The organism is Marinomonas sp. KMM3893 (assembly GCF_004352855.1).
Taxonomy (GTDB): Bacteria; Pseudomonadota; Gammaproteobacteria; order Pseudomonadales; family Marinomonadaceae; genus Marinomonas; species Marinomonas arenicola.
In genome coordinates, this window is the sequence record NZ_SJSC01000002.1 from 90,895 (window position 1) to 112,647 (window position 21,753).

A 21,753-nucleotide genomic window follows, 5' to 3' on the forward strand; every position below is an offset into this window, starting at 1 on the left:
AATTTCGATTGTGACCTTTTGTAAATTGATGAACTATGAAAGCTCAGCAGTCGCTTAATGCCATGCGATGCACGGCTACCATTATAAAAATACATAAACAAAAGTTAACTACGAAGGGAACACTATGAAAATGACAAAAACGTTACTTGCGAGTGCGGTTATCGCAGCATCGTTTACCGCTATGCAAGTACACGCAGCCGATGTGCCGGCGGGTGTAAAGCTAGCGGACAAACAAGAATTAGTAAAAGGCGGTGAAGGAGAACCAGCGACACTAGATCCGCAGAAGATCCAAGGAACGCCTGGTTCTCTTCGCGCTAAAGATCTTTTTGAAGGACTTTACAGTGAAGGCGAAGGTGGCAAGCTAGTACCTGGCGTGGCCACAGGCTATACGGTAAATGACGACAATACCGTTTACACTTTTAACTTACGTCACGATGCAAAATGGTCCGACGGCACCCCAGTCACAGCCAATGACTTTGTGTATGGCTTCCAGCGCCTTGTCGACCCAAAAACCGCCTCTGTTTACTCTTGGTACGCGGCCCTTGCTGGTATCATTAATGCGCAAAACATCATCGACGGTAAGGCTAAACCGGCTGACATGGGGGTTAAAGCACTGGATAAATACACTTTCCAAGTCACTCTAGATCATCCAGTACCTTACTTCGTTAAAATGACCGTGAACTCGGCCATGTACCCAGCGCCCAAAAAAGCCATTGAAAAATTTGGTGACAACTGGACGAAACCAGGCAACTTGGTCAGCAACGGCGCTTACAAGTTAGACACTTGGATTGTTAATGAGAAAATGGTGTTTGTCCGTAACCATGATTACTGGAACGACAAAAAAACCATTATTAACAAGGTGACTGTCTTACCGATTAAAGATTCAACCGTCGAGTTCAGCCGTTACCAAGCTGGGGATTTGGATGTTACCTCTTTTTCAGGTATTCCGACTAACCGCTACAAAGAATTATTGAAAACCACGCCGGACGAAGTAAAAGTCACACCGCAATTAGCGGCCTACTACTACGACTTTAACAACCAAAAACCGCCTTTTGATGATGTTCGAGTCCGTAAAGCGCTTTCTTACGCGATCGACCGTACTATCATCACCAAATACGTCACTGGCGTTGGGGAGATCCCAGCCTATACATTTACGCCTCCTTCTGTTGATGGTTTTAAAGCAAAACAGCCTGAATACGCGAAGTGGACACAAGCTGAACGTAATGCAAAAGCAAAAGAACTGCTGAAAGAAGCCGGTTACGATAAGAACAACCCACTTGATTTCACCTTGTTGTACAACACCAACGATGGCCATAAGAAAATTGCCATCGCGGTGGCGTCCATGTGGAAAAAAACCTTGGGAGTCAACGCAACACTTGAAAACCAAGAATGGAAAACCTTCATCGACACTCGTAACCTAGGCAACTTTGGCGTAGCGCGTGATGGTTGGGTAGGTGATTACAACGAAGCCTCTACTTTCTTGGATTTGTTTAAATCTACCAATACCAGTAACAACGCCCATTACAACAACCCAGAATACGATGGTTATATGGCACAAGCGGCCAAAGCGAAGGACCCTGCGCCCTTCTATCAAAAAGCAGAAGATTTAGTGATTGATAAAGACATGGCCGTTGCGCCTATTTACCAATACTCAATCAAACGCCTAGTGAAAACCTACGTCGGCGGTTACCAACCCAACCTTGAAGACAATATCTACACTCGCGATATGTACATCATCGCCCATTAAGATTGCTTCGACCTCTCCCAGCGCAGTCATGCGCTGGGTATTTACTCCCAATTAACGGTTCCTAGTATTAGCCGCCTAGCGGCGACCTAATCAGGTGTTTTTTATGCTCAGATTTATTATTAAGCGCTTGCTTGAAGCGATTCCTACGCTGCTTGCTTTAGTGACTCTTTCGTTCTTTTTAATGCACTTTGCTCCGGGCAGCCCGTTTACCTCAGAGCGTGGTGTGCCGCCCGCCGTGTTGGCAAATTTGCAAGCCAAGTACCACATGAATGAATCCCTAATGAGTCAATATTTTCATTACCTTTGGGATCTGCTGCACGGCAACTTAGGGTATTCCTTTCGTTTCACCGACTTCACCATCAACCAATTGGTCGCACAAAGCTTTCCAGTCTCTGCTGAAATCGGCTTTTGGTCTTTTGTCGTTGCTGTCTCTATCGGTGTGTTATGTGGTGTGTTTGCCGCATTGCGTCAAAACTCTTTGCTCGACTATGGGGTGATGGCCTTTGCCAACATCGGCATGGTACTGCCAAACTTTGTAATTGCCCCCTTGTGCATTCTCTTTTTCTCCATTCATTATCACTGGTTGCCAGCCGGTGGTTGGAATGGCGGAGCTTGGCCTTACTTGATCATGCCTGTTATTGCCATGTCCACCAGCTACATTGCACAAATTGCCCGTATCACTCGCGGCAGCATGATAGAAACCATGCATTCCAACTTCATCCGTACCGCCAGAGCAAAAGGCCTGCCGAAGTCGCACATTATTATTCGTCATGCACTGCGCCCAGCGATGCTGCCTGTGGTGTCTTATCTAGGCCCGGCTTTTGTCGGCATTATCACCGGCTCCGTGGTGGTGGATCAGTTTTTTGGTACCGGGGGCATTGGCCAGCATTTCGTAAATGGTGCGATCAATCGTGATTACTCTATGGTCATGGGCATCACCATTTTGATCGGCACGTTGACCATTCTTTTTAACGCCATTGTCGACATCGTTTATGTCTTCATTGACCCAAAAATTCGTTACTAGAGCACGTCACCATGATAACAAATAAAGAAAATATAACGGCCGTAACACAATTCGCCGAGCAGGTTGTCGAAGTAGAAGGCCGCAGCTTATGGCAGGATGCTCGACGTCGTTTTTTCAGTAATAAAGCCGCGGTAATTAGCTTAATCATACTGTCGATAATCGCCGGATTGTCCATCTTTGGCCCTATATTAAGCCAATGGAATTACGCTGATATCGACTGGGAAGCCCTCTCCGATATCTCAACATTAGGCAGCCCTAGCATCGCCTCAGGGCATTATTTTGGCACCGACCCACTAGGCCGAGATATCTTTGTACGCACCATGCAAGGCGGTCAAATATCCTTAATGGTCGGGGTGCTCGGCAGCTTTGTCGCCATCGTCATTGGCACTCTATATGGCGCCACATCTGGCTATATGGGCGGCCGCGTAGACAGTGTGATGATGCGTTTTCTTGAAATCCTTAACTCGTTTCCTTTTATGTTTTTCGTGATCATTATGATGACGGTATTCGGTCGTCATATTTTATTGATCTTCGTCGCCATTGGCGCCGTTTCTTGGTTGGACATGGCGAGGATCGTTCGCGGCCAAACCTTAAGTTTAAAAAACAAGGAATACATTGAAGCCGCTTACGCTTGTGGTGTCTCCACACCCAAAATCATTTTGCGTCATATCGTGCCAAATGTGTTGGGCGTGGTGATCATTTACGCGACCTTATTGGTGCCGAATATGATTCTCCTAGAGTCCTTTATTAGCTTCTTAGGGCTTGGCGTACAAGAGCCAATGACAAGCTGGGGAGCCTTGATTTCAGAAGGCGCTCCAAACATGGAAATTGCTGTTTGGCAGCTAGCTTGGCCCTTGGCCTTTTTGGTCGTCACCCTGTTTTGTTTTAACTTCCTAGGCGACGGTTTACGCGACGCTCTAGATCCAAAAGACCGCTAGGAGGCGACCATGACATCCTTGAACAATACGCCCAAACAGGCGACCAACAATATTCTAGAAGTCGACCATCTGAGGGTCAATTTCACTACACCAGATGGCCAAGTAACCGCCGTCAACGACCTTAATTTCAATCTCGCTCAAGGCGAAACACTTGGCATCGTTGGTGAATCCGGTTCAGGCAAAAGCCAAACCGCCTTTGCACTCATGGGGTTGCTCGCCGGTAATGGCCTAATCGAAGGCGAAGCTCGCTTTGAAGGACAGAACATTCTTAGCCTAAATGAAAAGGCAATGAATAAGATCCGTTCGGAAAAAATTGCGATGATTTTCCAAGACCCTATGACGTCATTAAACCCTTACATGAAAGTCGGTCAGCAATTAATGGAAGTGCTGATTTTGCACAAAGGCATGAGCAAAGCCGATGCGTTTGAGGCGTCTGTGAAGATGCTCGACGCGGTCAAGATGCCAGAAGCCCGTAAGCGGATGAAGATGTATCCTCATGAGTTTTCAGGCGGCATGCGCCAACGAGTGATGATAGCAATGGCGCTATTATGCCAGCCGAAATTGCTCATCGCCGATGAACCAACAACGGCGCTTGATGTAACAGTACAGGCGCAGATTTTGACGCTCTTAAATGAACTGAAAGCGGAGTTCGATACCTCCATTATTATGATCACCCACGATTTAGGTGTGGTGGCTGGGCTCTGCGACAAGGTACTGGTGATGTACGCGGGTCGTACCATGGAATATGGCCTAACAGACGATATTTTCTACCATCCGACTCACCCTTATACGCAAGGCTTATTAGAGGCGATTCCTCGTCTCGATAGCAATGAGGGCACGTTGGCCACCATCGCAGGCAACCCACCCAATTTATTAAACCTACCCACTGGTTGCCCATTCCAAGAACGCTGCCAGCACGCAGAGGACCGCTGTCGTAAAGAAGCACCCACGCTAGAAGAGTACCAAGCAGGAAAATTGCGCGCTTGTCATAAACCGATTCATTGGGAGCAGGCTGTATGAATAACGCAACCAACACTGTATTGATGAAAGTAGAAGATCTAAAAGTCCATTTTAATGTCAAATCTGATAACGCATGGCCGTGGCAAAAAGGCCAAACGTTAAAAGCCGTCGATGGTGTCGACTTGACCATTTTTGAAGGCGAAACCCTAGGCGTCGTAGGCGAATCAGGCTGTGGTAAATCCACGCTAGCACGCGCGTTATTGCGCCTTGTGCCGATTACCGAAGGTCATGTTGTTTGGCTAGGACAAGACCTAACCGACCTCGACAAAAAACAAATGCGCGACAAACGCCAAGAACTGCAAATGATCTTCCAAGATCCGTTGGCGTCATTGAACCCACGCATGACAGTCGGTGACATCATTGCAGAGCCATTACGCACCTTTAAGCCTCATCTGTCCAAGCAGGAAGTGAAAGATCAGGTACGCGCTATCATGGACCGTGTTGGCTTATTGCCCAATGTCATTAACCGCTACCCTCATGAGTTCTCTGGCGGCCAGTGCCAACGCATCGGCATTGCTCGCGCTTTGATTCTCAAACCCAAATTGGTGGTCTGTGACGAACCCGTGTCGGCATTGGATGTGTCTATTCAGGCGCAGGTCGTAAATTTGCTTAAAGAGCTCCAAGCAGAAATGAGTTTGTCCTTGGTCTTTATCGCTCATGATTTGAGTGTCGTAAAACACATATCAGACCGTGTTCTTGTGATGTATCTTGGCAACGCAGTCGAATTGGCAAGCAAGCATGCTCTGTATGATAACCCTCGTCATCCATACACCCAGGCCTTGTTATCTGCCGTGCCAGTGCCAGACCCTAAGCATGAGAGAAACAAAAAGATCCAACTCCTTCTCGGCGACCTCCCCTCCCCGATCAATCCACCATCAGGCTGTGTCTTTCGTACTCGCTGTCCGCATGCGAATGAAGAATGTACCCAGCAAAAACCGGTTCTCGAAAAGCTATCAGACCAACACCAAGCGGCATGCATTCGCCTTGCTGAACTTGCGTAACCAAGCTTGACTCTCTCCTAACAGCGCCCTATATAACTTACTGGGCGTTTGTTATAACCATAGACGTTATTGTGCTCAATCACGTTCTCTGCAAATTGTCCGCACTTTGTTATGATGAAGAATGACTAAATCATAAGGGATCTATGTATGCGTGCATTTCTATTATCTGTGATGCTACTTTTCGTCACACCAGTGTTTGCACTGCCTCAGCCTACTGGACCCGTACTATTAACCTTAACGGGTAATGTCGCCAATACGAACGTTGGCGACAGCGCACAACTCGACAGAAAAATGCTGGAGGCCTTGCCTCAGCATAAGCTCACCACAACCATGGGTTGGGTTAGCAAAAACGAACGCCCACACGACTATATTGGCTTTTCCGCCATGGACTTACTAAAGCTAGTGGGTGGCACAGGCGCCACGTTAAGAATCAGGGCGCTTAATCAGTATGTCATTGATATTCCAGTTAGCGATTTTGTGAAGTACGGCGCTATTTTTGCCATTAAAAAAGACGGTAAAAACATTAGTATCAGAAACCTAGGGCCAATAATGGTGCTCTACCCATTTGATGATAATGAGCATTTGCGCAATGAGGTTTACTATTGGCGAGCCATTTGGCAAGTCAGCTCGATCAAGGTACTCACCAATAGCGCTCAGGAAGAATAAAATATGCTAACGCGATTTATGCAAAAACTCTTTCCGCCTAAATTGCAGCACTGGTACCTTTACGGGTTAGCCACTTTTTTCATTAGCACTCTATTACTCTCCTTCAGTCTTGTTATCTATTCTAGCGATGGCTCACAAGCGACCAAGCAACGAATTTATGAAGACTCTCTTTGGAACTCGTTACAGTTTCAGTTGCAGTCCTATCGCTTTCTTAACTATCTGGTAGAACTCGATAAAAACGATCTGCCTCTAAACGGCGCTGCCTATGCGCAATACGATCTATTAATGAGCCGTGTCGACCTGTTACGTAACGGTGAAGTGGGTTATCTGATTCGCGGCTTAACCGGTGGCAGAACCGTACGCCTGCTCAATATCATTACTGGTGAACTGGAGCTGATCAGTTTAAACCTGTCGAAAATCGAAGAAGGCGACCTTTCCTATCTCAATGATATGACGACTCGGTTAAAGCGACTCGATAACCAGGTTAACGAATTTACCGTACTAGTCAGTCAAGGCACCAATAAATACATCGCCCGACAAAGACGCGCCCTAGGGGACAACCTAGAACGCGTCCGCATCCTCATGGTGTGCTTTCTTGCGAGCTTGTTTTTACTCTGCTTTTGCATTGTGAAAGGCTTATCTGTGTTCAGAAAGAATCAGAAAAAAAACCAACAGTTGGTTCAAGAAGTTCAAGATATTCATGATGAAAAAGCCAAAATATTGGCGCTTGTCGTGCAAGAAACACGACCTCAAATCCAGGCGTTATTAGGGCAACCCTCCAGCTCAGCAGGCAAAAACAACGGCTCCAGCCCCACCTTCTCAACGAACGTTAAAGAATCGGCAAATGAGCTGCTGCATACGATTAATATGTTTTCTGATTTGGTCTTGATGGACGCGCAAAAGCTCAACTTGGTGACAACCACCGAATCATTGCAAAAGAACCTCGACGACTATGTGCATATTTTCGCCCATAAATTACAACCCAAAGGCTTAAAATTAGTGAGCTATATTGATCCTGCCTTACCCTCCATGATCAATCTAGACTTCAAACGCATAAAGGAAATCCTCTTAGAGCTACTGCAAAACGCCATTAGCCATACCTCAAAAGGCAGCATTAGCATTCATGTCAGACCTTCTAGCTTGGCGCCCCCGCAGAACAGCAACGGGGGCAATCGCTTTGCTATGTTACAAATAGCCATAAAAGACACGGGCTTTGGGTTAGAAAACTCGCTTCAAAAACACTTACGCTCGTCTCCTCTAACACAAAATGACCAGCACTCTATATTACAAAGCGACATTGGGCTGGGTCTGTCCCTTTGCTATCAGCTCGTTCACTTAATGGGGGGCGACATTCACTTCTCGAGCGAACCCAATACGGGAACCGAGTTCTGGGTTGATATTCCTTATGAGACAGACCAAGAGCACACAGAAGAGAGAGAGACTTTCGTTTGTTCTTTGCAAAAAAGAGCGCTTATTTTCACCAAAGACATGCATTTAGCCCAATTTCTACGCATGCAATTAGGGGATTTGAATATTGAGGCGGGATACTATTCGGAAGGCCCTCATCACGAAGAAGAGGAAATTGATCTGGTGATCATCACTGAACCTGACTTGATCAGCCCAGAAACAGAAGCCAGTATTCTACAATGGCAAAAAAATGGCGCGCTGGTTTTATACGATCATCTCCTTGAGCTGGATGCAGAACACTGCCCTTACTTAGCGAGCGCGCAAAGTATCACTTTTCCCCTAACGCAATCTCAGCTAAACATACGCATCAAGCACTTTTTCCAGCGCTCATAGCATTGTCTTAATGTCTTATCTCACCGCGCTATGGCCGCCAGTGTGGCGGGCAGCAACCTCATTCTTCAAGCAAGGCCAAAGCGCGTAACAACACCTTATCTTACAGCGACCAAGTGAAATCCGTTGCGGCCACAAACGTGTCAACCAATCTCTCTAAACCGATTTGATCCGTTGCCGAGAAGCGTGCTGTTGATGGGCTGTCCATATCAAACACTCCCACTAAGCGCCCCTCAACCACAACCGGGATAACCACTTCAGACGCCGACGCGGAATCACACGCGATGTGGCCTGAGAAGGCATGCACATCTTCAACGCGTTGGGTTTCTTGGTGTAAGGCAGCGGCGCCACATACGCCTCGTCCAAAAGGTATCCGAGTGCACGCTACTTTGCCAACATAAGGCCCTAAAACCAGCGCTTCGTTGCGGGCAAAGTAAAAACCCGCCCAATTTAAATCCGCTACCGTTTGCATAATAAACGCAGAAAACTGAGCGGCGTTGCAGATCAAATCACGCTCCCCCGTCAACAAGCCGGCCAACTGGTCGTTCAATTCCTGATAATACACTTCAGGTGTGCTATTCGAGTTGACGTCTATCTCAAACATGGGTGCTTACCTAATCAATGAAAATAATCATCGAATGATAGGCAAAGTCAGATCAAGAACCAATATGAAATACGTAAAAGAATGGGGAATTGAGAGGCGCGATAGGGAAAAGCTGCCCTTGGTCACAACGCGACCTAGAGCAACTCATACTCATCAAAACAAGCGATCAATATAACAAGGTGATTACTGGTTTACTTGGGCAGCAATCTCATGGGCTGGCGTATGACGAACATCCACCCCTTTCACCATAAACACCAAATGCTGGCATACATGACGTGAGTAATCGCCAATTCGCTCTAAGGAGCGTAAGACCCAGATAACGTTCAATACACGAGAAATACTGCGAGGGTCTTCCATCATGTAAGTAGCCAAAGAACGCAACGCCGTTTTGTATTCTTGGTCCACCGAGTGGTCTTGTTTTACAACGGCAATCGCGGCATCGATGTCTAAACGGGCATAAGCATCCAAGGTATCGCGAATCATACGTGACACCATTTGACCAATACGGTTGATCTCTACATAACCGCGAGGAGACTCACCTTCATCAATCAATTTCAGCGTTAATCGTGCAATTTTCTTCGCTTCATCACCCATACGTTCAAGCTCACTGACAGCTTTACTGATGGATAAGACCATGCGTAAGTCACCAGCGGCTGGCTGACGTTTTGCCAGTATACGGTTACATTCCTGATCGATGATGCCATCCAGCTCGTTTACCGTAGCGTCTTTGTCTTTCACATCTTCAGCTAAAGAACCATTGCTATCAATCAAAGCTTGAACGGCATTCTGTACTTGTAATTCAACCACACCACCCATCGTCAGAAAGTGCTGACGTAAAGCTTCCAGCTCGTTGTTAAACTGTTTCGATGTGTGATCTGATGTTAGTTCTTTCATAATTAGTCCTTCCGCCTCGATGCCTTAATGACTGTAATGCGGTTTAATGGAAACCCGTTGATTGACTGTATTGCTTTAGCGTTTGGTTTTTCATCAAGGCTTAAAAAGCCATTAAGCAGTCCTTCCCAAGAAAATAAACAGAACACCAATATAAGATATTTGCTTACTCTATCACCAGACTACTCATATTAAGCCCGAACTATAACGCCACTGTGTTACAGAAATGTTAAAAATAGACTTTCCAGCACACCGCTCAGGGACTATTTCTCATCATAAGAAGATTCCCATATATTCCGATATCCCATAGACTGTTTCCATACAGTAATATTCTACGTAAACAACAATTACAACTACGGTGATAAGCGAGAGTTTTATGAAAGCAATGCAGATAATGAATTATGGCCCAGCAAGCGATCTAACATTGGTTGACGTTGACACGCCAACAATAAATGCAGATCAGGTATTGGTAAAAGTCGGCGCGGCCGGCGTCAACCCTGTCGATACTTACATTCGCTCAGGCGTAAATAATTATTCTGCGACCTTTCCTCATACACCAGGTTCAGACGGTGCCGGTACCGTTATGGAAGTGGGCGCAAACGTTGTTGGTTTTACCGTCGGACAACGCGTGTATTTTAGCCGCAACCTAGGCGGTTCTGCCGCTGAATACACCATTTGTGCGCCAGATAGACTGTTCCCTCTGGCGGACTGCCTAAGCTTTGAAGAAGGTGCTTGCCTTGGTGTTCCTTTCACAACGGCGCATCGCGCACTGTTTGGACGTGCGCAAGCAAAAGCCGGCGACAAAGTATTGATCCATGGAGCCACTGGCGCCGTTGGTACGGCAGCAGTACAACTTGCGTTAGCCGCAGGAATGGAAGTTGTTGCCAGCGCAGGCACTCAAGCGGGTGTTGAACTGCTTAATCAACTGGGTGTGACGAACGTCATCTTGCACAATGAAGACAATCATTTAGCGCCTTTTCAGTCACTTGAAAACGGCTTTAATGTGATCATTGAGATGCTCGCCAATCACAACCTAGATCAAGATTTAAAAGCCTTGGCTTTTGGTGGTTGTGTGGCCGTTGTTGGCAACCGAGGAACCGTGGAGATTAACCCTAGAGACTTAATGGCTCGTGACGCCTCAGTTATTGGTGTCGCCTTGGCAAATGCTCAACCAAAAGATCTACAACTTATTGCCAAAAGCATGCTGCCGCTGTTTCAAAAAGGCGTATTAAAACCCGTCGTTCGTAAAAGTTACCCATTAACCGAACTCGCACAAGCGCACGATGACGTCTTATTATCAGGCGCATTAGGCAACTTAGTGGTTCAAGTTAACTAGCCATTACCGACCGAAGACACCTTATAGATCAATAAGGTGTCTTTACTATCACGCAACACCGTGAGAACGAACTAACGGACTGAATAAATCTCATCATCTCCCCTCTACTAAAGGCCTATTAAGACAGCTATACTTGGGATTATTTTCCACTACTATATTGATGAGTTTATGTACTTTGACTTCTTCTGAATCTGACGTTTTCAGTTTGCCTAATGAAGCCGATACTCACGACCATGATTACCATCAACTTGTGGTGGTGGTTGATGGTAAGACCGACTTCGATATTGAGGGTAAAAGCAGACAGCTTCCTACTGGTGGTGGCTGTATTTTGCCGTCTGAAAACAGTCATGCCTTTGCGGGCCTAGGCGACAATCAGATCATGGTGGTTAACCTTCCTATTCCACCACAAAAAGCCATTACCGACGAAGAATATGAGATAGTGTCACGGCTCTTTGACCAAGCGGCCTACTTTCAATTAAATCCTAGATTACAAATTCTAGCCTCCGCCTTATCTGGCGAGCTACAACAATACCCAAACGACCCAATGTTAGCCCGAGCCTGTGGTAACACCTTACTCAGCGCTATTCGCCATCAGTTGACGAATAACAAAGACGTAAGAGTCCGAGGCAACCAGCTGGACATTACTAAGCTGGATCAGTTTATCGAGCTCAACTTATCGCGCCGTGTTCATATTAGTCAGTTAGCCAATTTTTGTTTCTTAAGTGTGAGCCAATTTCACGAACGCTTTAAAGAACGAACCGGTATGACGCCTCACCAATATTTAATGCGCAAGCGCTTAGAACGCGCTCAAAAATTATTGAGCGAAGGGTTTCCGCCTATTCAAGTGGCAGAGATGTGTGGTTTCTCAAGTCAAAGCGCAATGACGAATGTGTTTTCTCAAACATTGGGGATTACGCCACTGCGTTATCAAAAACAATTTCCAAAAAGTTAATATTTCCACTTTTTTGGAAAATATTCCATTTCGCTAAATGACAATATCTAAAAACCACTTGCGCACCATTCGTAAGCATTTCGATCATTTTAGCGACAGTTTTTGCACAGTTATCGAGCGATGTACGTTTTCTTCCATTAAAATCGGATTTTCTTATAAAAAAAACCGACTTTTTCGAAAGACAGTTTCTACACTCTGTCACTAAAGTGTGTCCATTATCCAGACATGCAATTTTTTGAAAATTAACAGTAAAAATGAACCGTTAATAAAAAAGCAAAAAATCGCCTGATGCTCTATAACAACACACGGTCTAATCAAAAAAAGCCAACCGGCTTTTTGATTTGTAGCGGGAGAATCCGACCATGTTTAAAGCAATTGAAGTATTACAACCCAACTTCATTCAGCGACCACTAAACGAATTGTGGCAGCTCATTTCTCCTCTTTACAATACGGATGAGGAAAAGTGGTTAAACGAATTATTACCTTTAGCTAAACCGACTGACGCTGCGCTAAAAACCTGCACGGATGCTGCTACACAATTGATCGAACAAGTGCGTAAAGACGATGACAGCATGTCTATGATCGACGCCTTGTTGCTGGAATACAGCCTAGACACAAAAGAAGGCATTTTGCTGATGTGTTTGGCCGAAGCACTAATGCGTGTGCCAGACAAAGCCACTGCAGATGCTTTCATCAAAGACCGTTTAAGTGTGGCCGATTGGGCTTCTCACGCTAAAAACTCTGATTCCTTCTTCGTTAACGCGTCAACATGGGGACTTTTGCTAACCGGCAAAATCGTCACTATGGACGAAAAAAGCGATGGCACACCAGCCAACCTAGTAAACCGCATGGTAAACCGTGTTTCTGAGCCAGTGATTCGTAAAGCGATGAACCAAGCGATGAAAATCATGGGACATCAGTTCGTACTGGGTCGCAACATCGAAGAAGCCTTGTCTCGTGGCAAAAGCTACCGTGACAAAGGTTACACCTACTCTTTCGACATGTTGGGTGAAGCCGCACTAACTTCTGCAGATGCAGACAAATACCTAAAGTCTTACGAGCAAGCGGTTGAATCCGTTGGTCGTGATACGTACACCAAAGGCTACCGCCCAACCATCTCCATCAAACTGTCTGCACTGCACCCACGTTACGAAGTGGGCAGCGAAGAACGCGTGATGACTGAGTTGTTCGAAAGCGTAAAAGGCCTTATCACGAAAGCACGTGCATTGAACGTCGGTATTACTATCGATGCAGAAGAAGCAGATCGTCTTGAACTGTCTCTTCACCTGTTCGAAAAACTGTACCGTGACGAAAGTGTTCGTGGCTGGGGCTTATTTGGTTTGGTTATTCAAGCCTACTCAAAACGCGCGCTACCTGTTCTCGCTTGGCTTGCCGCTTTGGCTAAAGAACAAGGTGACCGCATCCCTGTTCGTCTTGTAAAAGGCGCTTACTGGGATTCTGAGATCAAACTTTGCCAACAACGTGGCATCAATGGTTACCCGGTTTACACTCGTAAAGAAGCGACAGACACTTCTTACTTGGCTTGTGCCCGTTTCCTATTGAGCGAACACACTCGCGCGAACATCTTCCCGCAGTTTGCGAGCCACAACGCACACACAATTGCGACCATCAGCTGCTTAGCACAAGAGCTAGGTGCGACCACGCAAGAATACGAATTCCAACGCCTTCACGGCATGGGCGATGCGTTATACAACAGCCTAATCAAAGGCAATGACATCTGTGTACGTATCTACGCACCAGTAGGTAGCCATAAAGATTTGCTACCTTACTTGGTTCGTCGTCTACTAGAAAACGGCGCCAACAGCTCTTTCGTTCACCGTTTGATCGATGCTCGTTGCCCGATTTCTGAATTGGTAGATCACCCAGTAACAACGCTAGAAGGCCGCAAGTCTCTATCGAACCCAAACATCAAACTGCCAATCGACATGTTTGAAGACCGCAAAAACTCGTTTGGTCCAAACATCGAGATCGAATCTGATTGGGGTCCATTTAAAGCCAAAATTGATGCCTTCATGACGCAAGACACTCAATGGCGTGCTTTCCCTATCGTGGGTGGCGAAAAAGTAGAAACAGGCCAAACACATACCATTACTAGTCCATATGACCACAGTGAAACTGCGGGTCAAATCGACTGGGCGGACGCAGCAACGGTTACTAAAGCCATTGATCTAGCGGATGCGGCTTTCCCTGCATGGTCTGCACGTCCTGCCTCTGAGCGTGCTGATTGCTTAGACAAAACTGCCGACCTAATGGAAGAAAACTACCCAGAGCTAATCGCGCTTTGTCATCGTGAAGCGGGTAAAACCATTCAGGACAGTATTGACGAAGTTCGTGAAGCCGTGGATTTCTGCCGTTACTACGCGCAACAAGCGCGCAGCAACTTCGCAGCGCCTCACACCTTTACTAACTACCTAGGTCAAGAACAAAGCGTTCAAATGACAGGTCGTGGTGTCTTCACTTGTATCAGCCCTTGGAACTTCCCATTGGCGATCTTCTCTGGACAAGTTGTAGCGGCATTGGTTGTTGGTAACACAGTGGTGGCGAAACCGGCTGAACAAACCAGCTTAATCGCGATTCGTGCGGTTGAATTGATGCACCAAGCCGGTGTTCCTACTGATGTACTTCACCTACTTCCAGGTGACGGTGCAACCGTTGGTGCGCCAATCACAAGCGACAAACGCATTGCAGGTTTGGCCTTCACAGGTTCAACCGGCACAGCACAATTGATCAACCGTACCTTGGCAGCTCGTGGTGTTGCACCGGTTCCTGTTATCGCAGAAACAGGTGGTCAGAATGCCATGCTAATCGACTCTACTTCTCTGCCTGAGCAAGTCGTTCGTGATGCCGTGCGTTCCGCCTTCGCTTCTGCTGGTCAACGTTGTTCAGCTCTGCGTGTTATGTTTGTTCAAGAAGACATCGCTGATCGAGTTATTCCGATGATCAAAGGCGCCATGCAAGAACAATCTGTTGGCTTACCTTACCTACACAGCACAGACGTGGGTCCAGTGATCGACAAAAAAGCCCAAGCCATGTTGCTTGAGCACATTGAACGTATGAAAGTAGAAGGCAAATTGATCGGCGAAACCGCATTGCCGACGTTTGCTGACAAAGGAACCTTTGTTGCACCTACTGCGTTTGAAATTGCCACTATTGATCAGCTAACGGATGAGAAATTTGGTCCTATCTTGCACGTGGTTCGCTACAAAGCGAAAGACCTAGATAAGATCATCGATACCATCAACAACTCAGGGTTTGGTTTGACCATGGGTGTTCACAGCCGAAATGAAACGACATGTGCACGTATCGCACGTCGCGCTCGCGTTGGTAACTTGTACATTAACCGCGACCAAGTTGGTGCCGTTGTTGGTGTACAGCCATTCGGTGGCCAAGGCTTATCAGGTACCGGTCCTAAAGCGGGCGGTCCACATTATCTACAACGCTTCGCTATTGAAAAGCAACTTTAAGGCGAGCAGAGGAGACAAGGCAATGACAATCGTACAACCTGTTCAAATTCAAGTAGCAGACAAAGTATTTGAAGCATGGGATTCTCTAGGTGTAGAAGGTCGTGACGAGCATTTAGCTCGCACCCTTACCCTATTCCCTGAAGCGCAACGTAAAATGGCGGTTTGGCAGATCGACAACGCTCAGCGTGAAATCGCTGAAACGTTAACTATGGTAGGACCAACAGGTGAAAGCAATGAGCTTTCTACTCAAGGTCGTGGTGCTTTCCTATGTCTTTCTAACGATGACAGTAAAGCGGCTATCGTTGGTTTAGTTGGTCAAGTGTTTGCGGCCTTGATTGCGGGTAACCCAGTCATCACCGTGGGCCCTAAAGGCCAAGAAATCATGGATAAAATCGCCACGTCGGTTCCTGAAGGTGTGATTCAAAACATCGCAGAATCAGCACTAGATTCTATCGTTGAAGCGAATAACCTAGCGGGCATCGCCATTTTGTGTGATGACGCAGAAGCGCAAGCATTAAACCAACGCCTAGCAGCAAAAAGCGGCTTGATCTGTCAGCTAGTCATTGAAAATGACAGCCAGAACTTAACGACTATTGCGGCACCGCATTACATTTTGCGCTTTGTTACAGAGCGCGCTATCTCTATCAACACCACAGCAATCGGCGGTAACGCTACCTTGCTTGAATTGGGTAGCTTAGACGAGTAATGCAAACGACTCAGAGACCCATGTCTCTGAGTCAAAGTTTCTTTTTCAATAGAGACCTCCCTATTGAACTGATTTACCCTCTTTCCTCGAAAGAGGGTTTTTTTTGTCTTGAAAAACAGCGCTAGCCTAATCTTGGTGTGTAATCCCAAGCCACTCGCTGGCCGGTTTCGGCGGATTGCTCCGCTAAACATAAGCCATAAATAAGTTGGCAAGCCTGCTCCATGGAAACAGGGGCATCACCTTTACCGGCAATGGCATGGCCTAATTGACGATAAAAAGCCGCGTAGTCGCCCTGTGTGGCGGACTCTTGGAACGTTTCTATGTCATTTTGAGTGTGGGCGACAAAACGAGTGTTATGCTGCTGTGCGGCTTGTGAGGGGAATTCAGACTGCCAGGGCATTTGCCCAGCACGTAACGCTTCTTCTTGTGGGTCTAACCCCACACATTGCCAACTGCCTTGTGTAAAACGCGCATTAAAACGACGCATGTCACCTGCTTCAAATGGCGTTGATCCTAAACGAATGCGCTTATCGTCGTAGCCTAGCTCCAGCTCAAACCAGTCGTGTGTTTGGCAGCCTTCTCGCAGGCAATCGATACTCGCATGAAGCCATTTTGGCGCGCCGAAAAGAAACAAGACTTGGTCTAATATGTGCGGTCCAAGGTCCCAGAAAATCCCCGTCCCCACACCAGGCTCTTCACGCCAACGGGCTTGAGCCAGAGGCCGAAAGCGGTCAAAACGAGAATCTAGGTGCTTTAATTCACCCAGTTCTGCGCCATCAATGAGGGCTTTCAGGCGCTGCAAATCCCCATCGAAGCGACGATTCTGATACACGCAAAACACCAAACCTTGCTGCTTGGCTAAGGAGCAAAGCGCTTCGATCTGGCTCACACTCGTTACCGATGGCTTTTCTAACAACACATGTTTACCGCTTTCGAGCGCACGTTTGGCTTGCTCAAAATGCAACGCATTCGGTGTCGTAATCACCACCAGATCCACATCAGAAGCGGTAAAAACCGCCTCTGCTGTCGATACTACAGTCACTTCTGGCAGCGCGGTGTGCACCTCTTCTACCTTAGAGCTGCACACATACGCCATCTCCATATCAGGATCATTGATCACAAACGGCGCGTGAAAAACACGCCCAGATAAGCCGAAACCAATCAAACCAACACGAATTGCCATGCTCTACCTCTTCCTTTTACTCTTTATTGTTATAAACAGTTTACAGGCAATAAATGAAATTTGCTGTAAGCAAAGAAATAGCCCAACACTCTGGACTTAGTAGCTAAAGAATGGAGGGAAGAGAGCGAGTAAGGGGTTTATTCAGGAAAAAAGACCCTGCAGACTTTTTTAAATTATCTCGCTGTCTGATTTGCGCTGAGCTTGCGAAGCAAGCGCAAGCAAATCAGACAAGGAGATATTTCATCTACACCGAAGCTACAAAACTTCCAATTTAGCGAACGACAAGACGAGCCACTTGCTGCCTTCGTCATCGAAGTTCACTTGCACACGAGCCTGTGGGCCTTGGCCTTCGTAGTTGATGACCAAGCCTTCCCCAAACACCGGATGCTTAACCCGATCTCCCATGCTGACATTCACTTCTGGCGCTTTGAAGTTGTTCAGTACCGTACTGTTTTGCAGACGATTTTTCTCTGTCTGATAATCAGGACGCTGCATAGAAACAGGTCGGCTCACTTGTGAACGCAGGCGAACTTCTTCTAAGCACTCGACTGGGATCTCTTTGATAAAGCGCGATGGGCTATTGAAAGACTCGCTGCCAAACAAACGACGAGACTCTGCGTAGGTGATGTAGAGTTTTTCCATCGCGCGAGTGATGCCCACATAGCAAAGTCGGCGCTCTTCCTCGAGGCGACCCGGCTCTTCAAAGGACATCTTGCTAGGAAACAGATTTTCTTCCACCCCAGTCAAGAACACCAGAGGGAACTCCAGGCCTTTCGCAGAGTGCAGAGTCATCAATTGCACCGCGTCTTGGTATTCATCCGCTTGCGCATCGCCAGCGTCTAATACGGCTTTGTCTAAGAAAGCCATCAAGGGCGAACTGAACTCTTCGTCTTCATCACTCCAGCTAAAGCCACCTGCCGCGCCGACCAACTCTTTCAAGTTCTCGATGCGTGCTTCGCCTTTCTCACCTTTCTCTTTTTCATGGAACGGGATCAAACCTGCTTCTTCAATGATTTGCTCAAAGATGTCATTTAAGTTGAGGTCTGGTTGCTGAACCGTCGTGTTTAAACCTTCGATCAAATGTAAGAAAGACTTAATGGCATTGGTTGCGCGAGCCGGCATCAAGCTCTTCTCTACAATCATTTGCGCGGCTCGCCACATAGAGCAGCCTTCATCACGAGCCATTTCTCTCAAGGTGCCAATACTGCGCTCACCAATACCACGAGGCGGCACATTGACGACTCGCTCCATCGCCCCATCGTCATTTGGATCAAGCGCTAAACGGGCGTACGCCAAGGCGTTCTTGATTTCTAGACGATCATAAAATCGATGACCACCGTAAATGCGATAGGCAATCTGTTCGCGCACCAAACATTCTTCCAGCACTCGGGATTGCGCATTGGAACGATACAAAATGGCCATATCACTCAGCGACGTGCCTTTGTCGCGCCATTGCTTAATGATGCCGATGATAAAACGCGCTTCGTCTTGCTCATTGAAGCCAGCATAAAGAGAAATAGGGTCCCCTTCGCCACTTTCTGTCCAAAGCTCTTTGCCAAGACGATCGTCGTTATTTTTGATCAAGCCATTGGCGGCATTCAAAATATGCCCCGTCGAGCGATAGTTTTGCTCCAGACGAATGGTTTGTACATCTTTGAAATGCTTAGTGAAGTTTTGAATATTTTCGATTTTTGCGCCACGCCAACCGTAAATGGATTGGTCATCATCCCCCACCGCGGTAATAGTGCCTTGATCACCAACCATAACGCGTAACCAGGCATATTGGATGGTGTTGGTGTCTTGAAACTCGTCCACCAGCACATGGCGAAAGCGCTCTTGATAATGACGCAACAATGGTGGGTTCGTCAGCATTAACTCATGGGCGCGTAGCAGCAACTCGCCAAAATCCAACAAGCCACCATTTTCACACGCCTCTTCATAATGATAATAAAGTTCTCGCATGCCTTTCGAAAAAGGGTCGTGGCTGTCTGGCACATGGGCTGCGCGTCGGCCTTCGTCTTTTTGCGCGTTGATAAACCAACAGACCTGCTTCGGCGGCCAGCGAGTGTCATCAATATTCATGGATTTCATGATGCGCTTCACTAAGCGCAATTGATCGTCACTGTCCATGATCTGGAAGTTTTCTTTCAGACCAGCATCACGCCAATGGGCACGCAATAATCGATGGGCTAAACCGTGGAACGTTCCCACCCACATACCTTGTGGTGGCACTCCAACAAGCTCTTCAATACGCCCTTGCATTTCACGCGCGGCTTTATTGGTAAAGGTCACCGCCATCAGGCTATAAGGCGACAATTCATAGGCGTGCATTAACCACGCGATGCGATGCACCAATACGCGAGTTTTACCAGATCCTGCCCCCGCGAGTACTAGGCTATTTTGCAATGGTGCGGCCACTGCATCACGCTGTTTATCATTTAACGAGTCGAGGATAAAAGAAACGTCCATTACATTCCGCCGTAATTATTTAATATGTTTGTCATAAAAAAGCGCAAAAATAGGTTGATTTTTGATCGATTAGCGTTTTTTATAAACTTGAAAACGAGTTGTCTGTCTATTTTGACTTTTTTCAACAGTCGATGACAGTGATCTGTGCATTTCAGTGTCATCGAATTAGCCAAAGGGTATAGCGATGAATCATATTTCTGAAACTTTGACTGAAGTAAAAACCGACATCCTTCACGCTTCTATTAGCCTAGAGAAGGAAAAAAGCGAACGTAATCAAAAGGAAGACAGTGTACGCATGCTAAAAGCACGTCGTGCCATTGAACAGCATTTAGAGGAAAAACGCTTACACCAAGCGATTTCTGACGGGTGGGACGAGTAAGACGCTTTTTCAATTGTCTCACTAAAAAAGTAATTTATTAAGCAGCAGACACCCTATCTGCTGCTCAAGCTCGCTGACCTTTTCTTCCAGCGATGCTCTCTTTTTCGCTAAGATTTTTGCTTGGCCGCTTTTTTTTACGCTCAAAAACGCACTAAGTATTGATATAAAACAACAGAAAGACACTGCCTATTCGCCCTTCTTTGCTCCCTTTTTATAGCGGTTATGTCTGTGTTGGAGTACCATACGCCCTGATTTCTGATCTTTTAACCGATAATAAAAACAGCAAATAACCCTTTTGGGGAGTCACCATGTTTGAACATATCCAAGCTGCTCCTGCAGACCCTATTCTTGGCCTAAATGACGCTTTCCGTAATGATCTAAATCCCAATAAGATCAATTTAGGTGTGGGTGTATACAAGGATGAACAAGGCGCTACGCCGATATTAAAATCGGTAAAACAAGCAGAAGAGCGCTTGTTGAACCAAGAACTAACAAAAAGCTACTTAAGTATCGAAGGCGCACCAGCCTATCGACAAGCGGTACAAAAACTTCTGTTTGGTGAAGAACACAACATCATTACCAAACAACTTGCACAGACCGCCCATACACCTGGTGGTACTGGTGCACTTCGTGTTGCAGCAGAATTCATTAAAAAACATTTGCCAGAAGCCACCATGTGGGTCAGTAACCCAACATGGGCAAACCACCAAGCGGTTTTCCAATCCGTTGGTTTGGAAGTCGGCAGCTATGCTTATTACGATGCCAACACCAAAGGCTTGGATTTCGAAGCCTTACTGGCCAGCCTTTCTCAAGTGCCTGCTGGCGACGTGGTTCTGTTTCATGGTTGCTGCCATAATCCGACTGGCATAGATCCAACACCAGAACAGTGGTACCAATTGGCCAAGCTTTGCAGCAAACAAGGGTTCTTGCCTCTGTTTGACTTCGCTTACCAAGGGTTTGGTGAAGGCATTGAAGAAGACGCTAAAGGCTTGCGTACCTTCCTTGAACATGTTCCTGAAATGTTGATCGCAAACTCCTTTTCGAAAAACTTTGGCCTCTACAACGAACGCGTTGGCGCCTTGACGATTGTTTGCGAAACCGCAGAACAAACCGACGCGGCTTTCACTCAAGTGAAACGCTGCATCCGTACGAACTATTCGAATCCACCGTCCCATGGCTCTGCCATTGTCGCTGAGATTCTTAACAGCAAAGAGCTGCGTAGTTTGTGGGAAATGGAGCTGAAAAGCATGCGTTCTCGTATCCATGAGATGCGCAGCTTGTTCGTCAATACACTGCGAACTAAAGGCGTAACACAAGACTTCTCCTTTATTTCTAAGCAACGCGGCATGTTCTCTTTTTCAGGTTTGACACCAGATCAAGTGGCTCAGCTTCGCAAAGACTTTGGTATCTATATTGTGGGTTCTGGACGTATCAACGTCGCTGGAATGACCCATGAAAACATGGATCCTTTGTGCGATGCGATCGCGGCGATTCTCAAAGACTAGCGCGAATTTCACCGAACCTAGAGTGAAATAACGCCACTTAAAAGGCCATT

General features: G+C 46.7%; 17 protein-coding genes. 13 read left to right on the forward strand and 4 right to left on the reverse strand.

The window, feature by feature from the left end; genetic code table 11:
• Positions 1-124: 124 nt before the first annotated feature.
• The 7 genes from E0D71_RS04920 to E0D71_RS04950 all read left to right on the forward strand — a co-directional run bounded on the left by E0D71_RS04920 (position 125) and on the right by E0D71_RS04950 (position 8,196).
• A complete protein-coding gene (locus E0D71_RS04920; RefSeq protein ID WP_133002209.1) occupies positions 125-1,747 on the forward strand; it encodes an ABC transporter substrate-binding protein in 1,623 nt (540 codons plus the stop codon).
• 103 nt (positions 1,748-1,850) lie between these two features.
• On the forward strand, positions 1,851-2,771 hold the full coding sequence (gene oppB, locus E0D71_RS04925) for an oligopeptide ABC transporter permease OppB (RefSeq protein WP_133002210.1): 921 nt from the start codon (positions 1,851-1,853) through the stop codon (positions 2,769-2,771).
• A gap of 11 nt (positions 2,772-2,782) precedes the next feature.
• A complete protein-coding gene (oppC, locus tag E0D71_RS04930; RefSeq protein WP_133002211.1) occupies positions 2,783-3,709 on the forward strand; it encodes an oligopeptide ABC transporter permease OppC in 927 nt (308 codons plus the stop codon).
• Between the two features lie 9 nt (positions 3,710-3,718).
• Entirely contained in the window at positions 3,719-4,729 is a 1,011-nt protein-coding gene (gene oppD, locus E0D71_RS04935) for an oligopeptide ABC transporter ATP-binding protein OppD (RefSeq protein WP_133002212.1), read from the forward strand.
• Entirely contained in the window at positions 4,726-5,730 is a 1,005-nt protein-coding gene (gene oppF / locus E0D71_RS04940) for a murein tripeptide/oligopeptide ABC transporter ATP binding protein OppF (protein WP_133002213.1), read from the forward strand. Before oppD ends, oppF begins: the two co-directional genes overlap by 4 nt.
• 147 nt (positions 5,731-5,877) lie before the next feature.
• Positions 5,878-6,396: a hypothetical protein gene (locus tag E0D71_RS04945; protein WP_133002214.1), complete on the forward strand. Its 519-nt coding sequence runs from the start codon at positions 5,878-5,880 to the stop codon at positions 6,394-6,396.
• Positions 6,397-6,399: 3 nt separating this feature from the next.
• A complete protein-coding gene (locus E0D71_RS04950) occupies positions 6,400-8,196 on the forward strand; it encodes an ATP-binding protein (protein ID WP_133002215.1) in 1,797 nt (598 codons plus the stop codon).
• Between the two features lie 100 nt (positions 8,197-8,296).
• Here the strand turns inward: E0D71_RS04950 and E0D71_RS04955 are convergent, their stop codons facing one another.
• A complete protein-coding gene (locus tag E0D71_RS04955; protein WP_133002216.1) occupies positions 8,297-8,797 on the reverse strand; it encodes a GAF domain-containing protein in 501 nt (166 codons plus the stop codon).
• A gap of 183 nt (positions 8,798-8,980) precedes the next feature.
• Entirely contained in the window at positions 8,981-9,691 is a 711-nt protein-coding gene (phoU, locus tag E0D71_RS04960) for a phosphate signaling complex protein PhoU (RefSeq protein ID WP_133002217.1), read from the reverse strand.
• Between the two features lie 373 nt (positions 9,692-10,064).
• Here phoU and E0D71_RS04965 point away from each other — a divergent pair, with 373 nt between their 5' ends.
• The 4 genes from E0D71_RS04965 (at position 10,065) to E0D71_RS04980 (ending at position 16,167) form a co-directional block, all read left to right on the forward strand.
• Positions 10,065-11,024, forward strand: coding sequence for an NADPH:quinone reductase (locus E0D71_RS04965; protein WP_133002218.1), 960 nt, complete (start codon positions 10,065-10,067; stop codon positions 11,022-11,024).
• A gap of 175 nt (positions 11,025-11,199) precedes the next feature.
• The gene (locus E0D71_RS04970; RefSeq protein WP_133002219.1) at positions 11,200-11,976 is read left to right on the forward strand and encodes an AraC family transcriptional regulator; all 777 of its coding nucleotides are present in this window, start codon (positions 11,200-11,202) and stop codon (positions 11,974-11,976) included.
• 362 nt (positions 11,977-12,338) lie between these two features.
• Positions 12,339-15,461: a bifunctional proline dehydrogenase/L-glutamate gamma-semialdehyde dehydrogenase PutA gene (putA, locus tag E0D71_RS04975; protein ID WP_133002220.1), complete on the forward strand. Its 3,123-nt coding sequence runs from the start codon at positions 12,339-12,341 to the stop codon at positions 15,459-15,461.
• Positions 15,462-15,483: 22 nt separating this feature from the next.
• Entirely contained in the window at positions 15,484-16,167 is a 684-nt protein-coding gene (locus tag E0D71_RS04980; RefSeq protein WP_133002221.1) for a 1-pyrroline-5-carboxylate dehydrogenase, read from the forward strand.
• 121 nt (positions 16,168-16,288) lie between these two features.
• Here the strand turns inward: E0D71_RS04980 and E0D71_RS04985 are convergent, their stop codons facing one another.
• Together E0D71_RS04985 and uvrD are read right to left on the reverse strand one after the other, a co-directional pair.
• Entirely contained in the window at positions 16,289-17,350 is a 1,062-nt protein-coding gene (locus E0D71_RS04985; protein WP_133002222.1) for a Gfo/Idh/MocA family oxidoreductase, read from the reverse strand.
• 255 nt (positions 17,351-17,605) lie between these two features.
• The gene (gene uvrD / locus E0D71_RS04990; protein WP_133002223.1) at positions 17,606-19,819 is read right to left on the reverse strand and encodes a DNA helicase II; all 2,214 of its coding nucleotides are present in this window, start codon (positions 19,817-19,819) and stop codon (positions 17,606-17,608) included.
• A gap of 184 nt (positions 19,820-20,003) precedes the next feature.
• Here uvrD and E0D71_RS04995 point away from each other — a divergent pair, with 184 nt between their 5' ends.
• Together E0D71_RS04995 and E0D71_RS05000 are read left to right on the forward strand one after the other, a co-directional pair.
• Positions 20,004-20,198, forward strand: coding sequence for a hypothetical protein (locus tag E0D71_RS04995; protein ID WP_133002224.1), 195 nt, complete (start codon positions 20,004-20,006; stop codon positions 20,196-20,198).
• Positions 20,199-20,506: 308 nt separating this feature from the next.
• Positions 20,507-21,703: an amino acid aminotransferase gene (locus E0D71_RS05000; protein WP_133002225.1), complete on the forward strand. Its 1,197-nt coding sequence runs from the start codon at positions 20,507-20,509 to the stop codon at positions 21,701-21,703.
• Positions 21,704-21,753: the final 50 nt, after the last annotated feature.

Excerpts from the sequence above, each read along its gene's own strand:
- E0D71_RS04920 (WP_133002209.1), top strand. The coding sequence starts at position 125 with ATGAAAATGACAAAAACGTTACTTGCGAGTGCGGTTATCGCAGCATCG.
- oppB (WP_133002210.1), top strand. The coding sequence starts at position 1,851 with ATGCTCAGATTTATTATTAAGCGCTTGCTTGAAGCGATTCCTACGCTG.
- oppC (WP_133002211.1), top strand. The coding sequence starts at position 2,783 with ATGATAACAAATAAAGAAAATATAACGGCCGTAACACAATTCGCCGAG.
- oppD (WP_133002212.1), top strand. The coding sequence starts at position 3,719 with ATGACATCCTTGAACAATACGCCCAAACAGGCGACCAACAATATTCTA.
- oppF (WP_133002213.1), top strand. The coding sequence starts at position 4,726 with ATGAATAACGCAACCAACACTGTATTGATGAAAGTAGAAGATCTAAAA.
- E0D71_RS04945 (WP_133002214.1), top strand. The coding sequence starts at position 5,878 with ATGCGTGCATTTCTATTATCTGTGATGCTACTTTTCGTCACACCAGTG.
- E0D71_RS04950 (WP_133002215.1), top strand. The coding sequence starts at position 6,400 with ATGCTAACGCGATTTATGCAAAAACTCTTTCCGCCTAAATTGCAGCAC.
- E0D71_RS04955 (WP_133002216.1), bottom strand. The coding sequence starts at position 8,797 with ATGTTTGAGATAGACGTCAACTCGAATAGCACACCTGAAGTGTATTAT.
- phoU (WP_133002217.1), bottom strand. The coding sequence starts at position 9,691 with ATGAAAGAACTAACATCAGATCACACATCGAAACAGTTTAACAACGAG.
- E0D71_RS04965 (WP_133002218.1), top strand. The coding sequence starts at position 10,065 with ATGAAAGCAATGCAGATAATGAATTATGGCCCAGCAAGCGATCTAACA.
- putA (WP_133002220.1), top strand. The coding sequence starts at position 12,339 with ATGTTTAAAGCAATTGAAGTATTACAACCCAACTTCATTCAGCGACCA.
- E0D71_RS04980 (WP_133002221.1), top strand. The coding sequence starts at position 15,484 with ATGACAATCGTACAACCTGTTCAAATTCAAGTAGCAGACAAAGTATTT.
- E0D71_RS04985 (WP_133002222.1), bottom strand. The coding sequence starts at position 17,350 with ATGGCAATTCGTGTTGGTTTGATTGGTTTCGGCTTATCTGGGCGTGTT.
- uvrD (WP_133002223.1), bottom strand. The coding sequence starts at position 19,819 with ATGGACGTTTCTTTTATCCTCGACTCGTTAAATGATAAACAGCGTGAT.
- E0D71_RS04995 (WP_133002224.1), top strand. The coding sequence starts at position 20,004 with ATGAATCATATTTCTGAAACTTTGACTGAAGTAAAAACCGACATCCTT.
- E0D71_RS05000 (WP_133002225.1), top strand. The coding sequence starts at position 20,507 with ATGTTTGAACATATCCAAGCTGCTCCTGCAGACCCTATTCTTGGCCTA.